Annotated in this window: 4 protein-coding genes and 1 pseudogene; 2 read left to right on the top strand and 3 right to left on the bottom strand. The window is 37.3% G+C overall.

Features of this window, described 5'->3' with window-relative positions; all coding sequences use genetic code 11:
* A pseudogene (locus FD744_RS25060) lies at positions 1-132 on the bottom strand (phosphoribosylformylglycinamidine cyclo-ligase); the annotation flags it as partial.
* Positions 133-169: 37 nt separating this feature from the next.
* Between FD744_RS25060 and FD744_RS25055 the strand changes: the two are divergent.
* Positions 170-649, top strand: coding sequence for a hypothetical protein (locus tag FD744_RS25055; RefSeq protein WP_160870000.1), 480 nt, complete (start codon positions 170-172; stop codon positions 647-649).
* Positions 650-1,399: 750 nt separating this feature from the next.
* Positions 1,400-5,053, top strand: a complete 3,654-nt coding sequence (locus FD744_RS25050) for a reverse transcriptase domain-containing protein (RefSeq protein WP_373424454.1) — start codon at positions 1,400-1,402, stop codon at positions 5,051-5,053.
* A 203-nt stretch (positions 5,054-5,256) separates the two neighbouring features.
* On the opposite strand, the gene FD744_RS25045 is transcribed toward FD744_RS25050, so the two are convergent.
* Positions 5,257-6,621 carry a hypothetical protein gene (locus FD744_RS25045; RefSeq protein WP_160869996.1) on the bottom strand — a complete coding sequence of 455 codons (1,365 nt, stop codon included), beginning with the start codon at positions 6,619-6,621 and terminating at the stop codon, positions 5,257-5,259.
* Positions 6,570-7,392: reverse transcriptase family protein (locus tag FD744_RS25040; protein ID WP_160869994.1), on the bottom strand; the 823-nt coding region annotated here is incomplete at its 5' end. The genes FD744_RS25045 and FD744_RS25040, both read right to left, overlap by 52 nt.

Genomic DNA, 7,392 nt, shown 5'->3' with positions numbered 1-7,392 from the left:
AAAGCCACCCAGCCCACCCATCACTTCCGGGCGGCGAGTTTTCTTTACTACGCCTTTAATACGGTCAACCAGATCGTTACCAGCATCGATATCAACACCGGCGTCTTTGTAGCTGAGAGAGGTTTTGGCCATTAAAATAGGGTTTCACACGTTAAGGGTCCAACCTTATATGCCGAACCCAATGCGGTGTTTCAACTGCTTAGGATTCTCACACCCAACCTATCAGTGTAAAAAACAAGCCGTTTGTGCTAACTGTGGTGAAGATAAGCACCCCGAAAATATTAAGTGTGAAAACCAACAAAGATGTATTAATTGTAACGGTAGCCATCATGCCCTAGATCGTAAATGCCCATTATTTATAATGCAAAAAGAAATAAAGTCAATTCAAGTAAATAATAAAGTAACGTTCAATGAAGCGAAAAGAATATATAAAGAAAAGAATCCAACATATTTTATTAAATCATTTGCCGAAATAGCCAAACAAAATATAGAGAAAAAAGATGTAGCCGTACAGGCCGATATTGTTTTTAATTTTGAACAAAATAAAAACACAACTATTAATAATAAAGTTAGCACTGTAGTTAAAGTAACTAGCCAGGCCAGTTCGTCCACGGCCTCTATAGCCGGATCATCCTACCCCGATGGATAGCATAAGTGGCATTGAAAAGGTTATCACCCGGGCCACCACAGCCTCCCGCAGCGATATAACCTCTGATACTTCGTCCCCAATTCCCCTTCTCTCCCCACCGCTTCCCTCCCCTCCGCTTCCTGTCCCCCCCCCATCCGCTCTCTCTACCACCTCTCCTACACCTCTTCCCCCTCCTGATCCCGCTCCTTCTTTAACCCCAATTCCTCTTCCCGATCCCCTCGATCCCCCAATTCCTTCGACATCGCCGTCTACTAGCAATGAGCTTATGGATGTTGACGGGTTTAAAACAAATAAAAACAAAAAAGGAAGATCAAGGAAAACATCGCCAACTAAAAAATATAAATAATAATGCTTTTAATCTCAATGGATCTTCTATCTAATTTCATTAATAGAATTATTTCAGAAAAACAAATACCATCTTCCCTAACTTACTTCCATAGTTTTTCAGTAACAGTATGTCTCGTTCTTTTTGACTTACTCAAATTTCCTTCCATTATTAATTATTTATATTTAACTTCTTATAAATTTATAATTGCTGTTCTTTTTATGTTTAATCTTCCAGAAATATCATGTAACATCCATATTGTTAAATACTGTTTAATTAATTTATTTTTCCTCGTTTATTTTTACAATTATTTTTATTTTATTTTTGTTCTTTTGAATATTAATTTTGAATTTTTATTGATTTCTTACTTTTCCTTAATTTTGGGTTTTATGATAGGTACTTCTACTTCCCTTCCTTAAATTGTAATGACGCTAATTCAGTGGAATTGCAATGGTATTAGATCACATTACAACGATTTAAAAATATTAATGAAAGACGTAGACCCCTTTTGTATAAGCCTCCAAGAAACCCACCTAAAATTGTCTGATAAATTTACTTTAAAAGGATTTGACATCTTCAGGAAAGACAGCCCAAACAGTGATCGCGCGTTTAGAGGAGTAGCTGTTGCCATTAAACAATCAGTATATTCGAAACATGTAGAAATAGATACACCGCTCCAGGTTGTAGCAGTTACGGTTCATTGTGGCATTACTTTTACAGTTTGTAACATCTACCTCCCACAGGATAATTCCATTCAGATTGAACATCTCCTTCACATTCATAAACAGTTACCTAAGCCTGTTCTCTATACCGGAGATTTCAACGGTCACAACACTATCTGGGGTTGTAAAAATGTAAATGGAAGAGGCCGTATGATCGAATGTTTCATAGATTCATCTGACCTTTTGATATTAAATACAGGTGAGCCAACCTTCCTCAGCTCTACTTATAGAACATATTCCGCAATAGATTTATCCTTATGCAGCCCCTCCTTATTCCAAATTATAGATTGGACAGTACTCCCAGACCCATATAGCAGTGACCATTTCCCACTGCAGCTAAAACTTTCTAACATTTTCGACAATGATAACAGGAAACCAAGATGGATTTTTGAAAAAGCCGACTGGTCACTTTTTTCGGCACTCGCAAACCCACCACCAACATCGGCGAGTAATTTGAGCGTTGAAAATGGATGTAAAGCAATAACAGAAGCCATACTCCTTGCCGCTGAATCTTCTATACCTAAAACTAAAGGTTTCCCAAAGAAAACATATGTCCCTTGGTTCAGTAAGGACTGTAAAGAGGCTATTAAAAGTCGAAGAAAGTCATTCAATAAATTTCGAAAGAATATGAATATAGCCAATTTTATTGAGTATAAAAAAGAAAGATCGAAATGTAGAAGAACGTTGAACAGTAGCAAAAAGGAATCGTGGAAATCCTTTGTGGATTCTATTAATTCGTCTACACCAACAAACATTGTGTGGAATAAAATCAGGAAAATAAAAGGAATATATTCCAATACCAGATATACTCTACTTTCGGACGGGAAATTGTCTGATAATCCCGAAGTAGTTGGAAACATGTTTGCAACCTATTATTCGGAAATATATAACGAACCGGCAGCCAACGTAAATAATGAGCAGTTTGACTTCACAACCGACGATACGTCTTTGGTTTATAACATCCCGTTCACAATGTGGGAGCTTTTATCTGTTTTAAGGAATGTTAAAGGTTCTTCTCCTGGCCCTGATAATATCCATTATACTATGATACAACACCTACCAAATATTACATTAACCTGGCTCCTGAATTATTATAATCACATTTGGCAATGTGGCGATATTCCCAGCTCGTGGCTCAAATCGGAGGTGGTACCAATTTTGAAAACTGGTCAAGATAAAAGATATCCTTCAAGCTATAGACCAATTTTCTTAACGAGCTGCCTTTGCAAAATAATGGAACGTGTAGTGAATCAAAGACTTAAATGGATATTAGAGAAGAACAACTATATACAAAACTTCCAAAGTGGTTTCCGCAAAGGTAGGTCTACTATTGACCACTTAGTCCAATTGGAAGCTGAACTTCAATACACTTTTGTGCAGGAGGAGCAAGCTGTAGCAGTTTTTTTCGATATGCATAAGGCCTTTGATAAAACAAATAAATCCATTATTTTAAAAAAGCTGAAATCGTTGGGATTCCGAGGCAACCTTCCGATATTCATCCAAAAGTTTTTAGCTCATCGCCATTTCAAGATTCGAATAGGAAATACACTATCAAGCGATTGTGAACAAATAAATGGCGTCCCGCAAGGCTGTGTTCTTAGCACAACCCTTTTCACACTTGCAATTAATGATTTGGGTACCAATCTTCCCCGTGGAGTGAGGGTGATGTTATTTGTGGACGATCTGGCGATATTTTACAGGTCCAATGACATCTCATGCATAAAAGAAAAACTTCAGACATCACTGAATCGCATAAACTTGTGGTCACATAACTCAGGACTCCAATTTTCAACCAATAAAACCAAGTGCGTTCATTTCAGTAGAAGAAGAAATACTCCTCAGTCACCTGAACTTCTTCTAAATGGCATCGCCTTACCATACGTCACTAGCTGCCGATTCTTAGGATTAGAATTTGATAGGAGATTGTCTTGGGAAGAGCACATAAGAACACTGAAAGAGAAATGTTTAGGAAAACTCGGGATATTGAAGGTCCTCAGTGGAACATGTTGGGGAGCAGACAGAACGTCCATGCTCAAGATATACCAAGCACTAATATGCTCTAAGATAGACTACGGTAGTTTTATCTATGGTTCAGCTCGTGGACATAATCTTGCTAGACTCAATTCAATTCACCATACTGGAATACGCATAGCTACAGGAGCCTTCAGAACCAGCCCTTCATTAAGCCTGTGTGTCGAGTCTGGATTACCCCCTTTATCATCTAGACGTAATAAGTTAGTTATTAATTATTTAAGCAGATTATACCCACAAACCACCCATCCAGCTCACAGATATATATTTAAACATAGATTCTCAACTAAATTTCAACAGAAAATTAATGCCACCTTGCCGTTGGCAGAAAGAGTAACCTTCATCATTAACCACTTAAAATCAATTAATGTTAAAACAATAGAAAACAATACCCCTCCTTGGACTTATAAAAAACCCCAACTATACCTTCAACTATCGAGGTCCACTAAAGAAAACACGAGCACATCAGATTACAGAAAAAGATTTGAAAAAATCATCAGCTCGTTACCGGAACACCAATTGATTTTCACAGATGGATCTAAATCAGACTCATCCACTGCATCAGCCTTTGTTACCTCTGATTCTACCCACAAGTTCAAGCTGCACCAGCTTTGTAGTGTTTATACAGCAGAAGTAAATGCTATTGCAATGGCTCTACAACATTCCATGAATCTGCCTATAAAGAATGTCACATTAGTCTCAGATTCGTTGAGCGCACTTAAGTCACTGGAAAACATGTATTCCAATCATCCAGGAATCCAACGAATTCTAGAAATTGAGAAGATGATGACTGAAAATAATAAATCAATTCATTATATATGGGTTCCCGGACACATTGGTATAAAGGGCAATGAAATGGCGGACAAGGCTGCTAAGGATGCACTTGCTCTTCCAGGTCGGGGCAAGAATCTCCTAACACCATCTGAACTGGCACGCCCTCTGAAAGAGAGAATATACATGGAATGGCAGAAAATATGGGAAGACAGCCCCCCAAGTAAGCTCAAAGGTATTAAGAGTAGTGTGAAGCCTTGGCAGACCTCAATTCGTGGCAGCCGCAGAGAGGAGGTGGTCCTCACCCGCCTCAGGATTGGCCATTCGAAGATTACTCACCTCCATCTTATAACAAAAGAAGAACCTCCACGATGTGAGTACTGTAATAACAGCCTTACTGTAGCCCACATTTTTGAACAATGCCCTTTCTATCGTAGAAAATTGCAACAGAAAAACATAACAAACAGTGTTTCAACAGCCTTGGGAAATGATATCAATAACGTGAATGCTGTAATGTCCCTTTTTGTCAAACTGGAAATTTACAAACATATATGATGATGCCACAATGAATTGTCACTGATACAATATCATTATTAATTTAATTGTTAAATTTATATAATTTTTTATTTATTTACTGATTTACTATTATTATTTTTTATTTTTTTTTTTTATTTTATTATTATTTTCGAATTTTTCTCTTTCTCGGCAAATGCCGGAAATAGCACCTACCCGGACCTAGGTCAAGGGTTAGGCTCGAATTACTTGTTAATATTTAGAAACTTTCGAACAATACTCGCAGTTCCAAGCAGCACTGCCTTTTGCATTTCTTCCAGGCTTTTCATAGGAAGATCTAGTGCACTGATGGTATCTAGCGTTATTTCGGGAATCAAACCATTAGTGGAAATGATCAAGGGGTAAACCCTCACTTTTTCAAGTTGATAAAGTTCTCTTAATTCTTCGCTAAGATCTTGGTATTTTCGAATTTTTTCTGCTACCACCTTCTGTACATTGTCACCTGATGGTACCCCTATTTCTATGATACTGCCAACTTTATCTTTTTTATTGACAAATAAAATGTCAGGTTTATTGTGAGGGATGGTGTGATCAGTGATAATGGCTTGGTCCCAGTACAGCTTGATGTGCCGCCTATCAAAAATTGTCTGTGGGCTATATTTATAATAAGGACAGGTGCTGCCTATAAGATCATGTTTCTTGGCCAATGCCTGGTGGACAACTTTCGCTACATTATTGTGTCTCAGCAAGTATTCTTTTCCTGCCAACATTTGACAACCGGATGTTACGTGCTGGATAGATTCTGCTGCGTTTTTACATAATCGACATCGGTCACAGATCTCCTCTTTACATATATATTTTCTATAAGCATTGGTGGCAACTACCTGGTCCTGAATGGCTAAAATAAACCCTTCCGTTTCGGGAAATAGGTAACCTTTTCTTAGCCATTTGATGGAGGCATCCCAGTTAATTTCCAATTCCGAGAGAGAATGATAAATACGTCCATGCAGAGGTTTATTTTTCCAAGATTCAATCAGGATCTCTTCAGTAGGAGCCTCTTTATGCTCCGATGATATTAAGTTCAAAGCAGTGTAAGCACTGTCCAAAGATTTTATAGCTGTCCATACAGGGGAGGTGTTTTGCAAAAAGCTATCTCTTAAGTGATGTTCTTGCTCTCTGCAACTTCTTAACAAACAAATTAGACCCCTTCCTCCCTGCTTTCGTGGTAAGTACATCCTTTCAACTGAAGATTTGGGATGTCGTTTTCTTTCAGAAGTGAAAAGGACTCTTACTAGGCGATTCAATTCTTCAAGCTCCGTATTGGACCACTTGAGGACACCAAAGGTATAAGTCAGTACTGGAATAGCCCAAGTATTTATTGCTTTGATTAAATTACCAGCTGACAAATAGGTCTTTAGGAGTTTTCTAATTCGTCTTTTGAATTCATCTTTAAAATTATCCTTATTACTTTTCTTGAATTTCAAAAGTTGACCAAAACCTAGATATTTGTAAGAGTCTGATTCGCTGAGTTGTTTTATTATTTCATAATTAAACTGCTCTACATCTGCACCATTAGATATTTCTCCCATTTTACATGAATTATAGCGCACTTATCTATTCCCAAAGTCATGCCAATATCATTACTGAATGATTTTACCATCTGAATCATGTTCGCCAATTCGTTTTCATTTTTGGAGTATAGTTTTAAGTCGTCCATGTACAGAGCATGAGAGATAATGCTTCCATTCCTACCAAGTTTGTAACCCATTCCAGATTCATTTAATAATTCACTAAGTTGATTCAATGCCAGACAGAACAGTAACGGGCTTAAAGAATCTCCCTGAAATATTCCTCTATTTATCGGTATGCACAGTTTGGAACTACTAAAATTGGGTAGGTGTAAAATCACTTTCCAAGTCTTAATCAAACGTTCTAATAAATCTACAACTTTACCATCTATTTTGTAGATTTTTAATATTTCTATTAACCACCTATGGGGTACTGAATCAAATGCCTTTTGGTAATCAATCCAGGCAATAGAGGCATTCCTTTTTTTCTTTGATACCTGTGATGCTATGAAAGAATCTATGATTAACAATTCTTTACATCCTTTGGCATCTTTCTTACATCCTAGTTGCTCCTTTGTGATGATATGATTGTTGTTAACATGCTCCGATATTTTATTACTTATCATAGATGTAAGTAATTTGTAAACCCCATTCAGGCAGGTGATAGGCCTTAGATCTTTAGGTTCAAGATAGTTTTTGGTAGATTTTGGTATCAAATAAGTTATTCCTTTATAGAAGTCTTCGGGTGGGATGATGGTATTGGCCAATAATTGTTTATAGTAAGAAACTAACGATGAATGAGTGCTAGTAAAA

The sequence above is a fragment of the Pantoea sp. Taur genome, from assembly GCF_009830025.1.
Classification (GTDB): Bacteria; Pseudomonadota; Gammaproteobacteria; order Enterobacterales; family Enterobacteriaceae; genus Pantoea; species Pantoea communis.
This window is presented reverse-complemented; position numbering and strand designations above follow the sequence as displayed.

Coding starts and splice junctions, on each gene's coding strand:
- FD744_RS25055 (WP_160870000.1), top strand. CDS start 170: ATGCCGAACCCAATGCGGTGTTTCAACTGCTTAGGATTCTCACACCCA.
- FD744_RS25050 (WP_373424454.1), top strand. CDS start 1,400: ATGACGCTAATTCAGTGGAATTGCAATGGTATTAGATCACATTACAAC.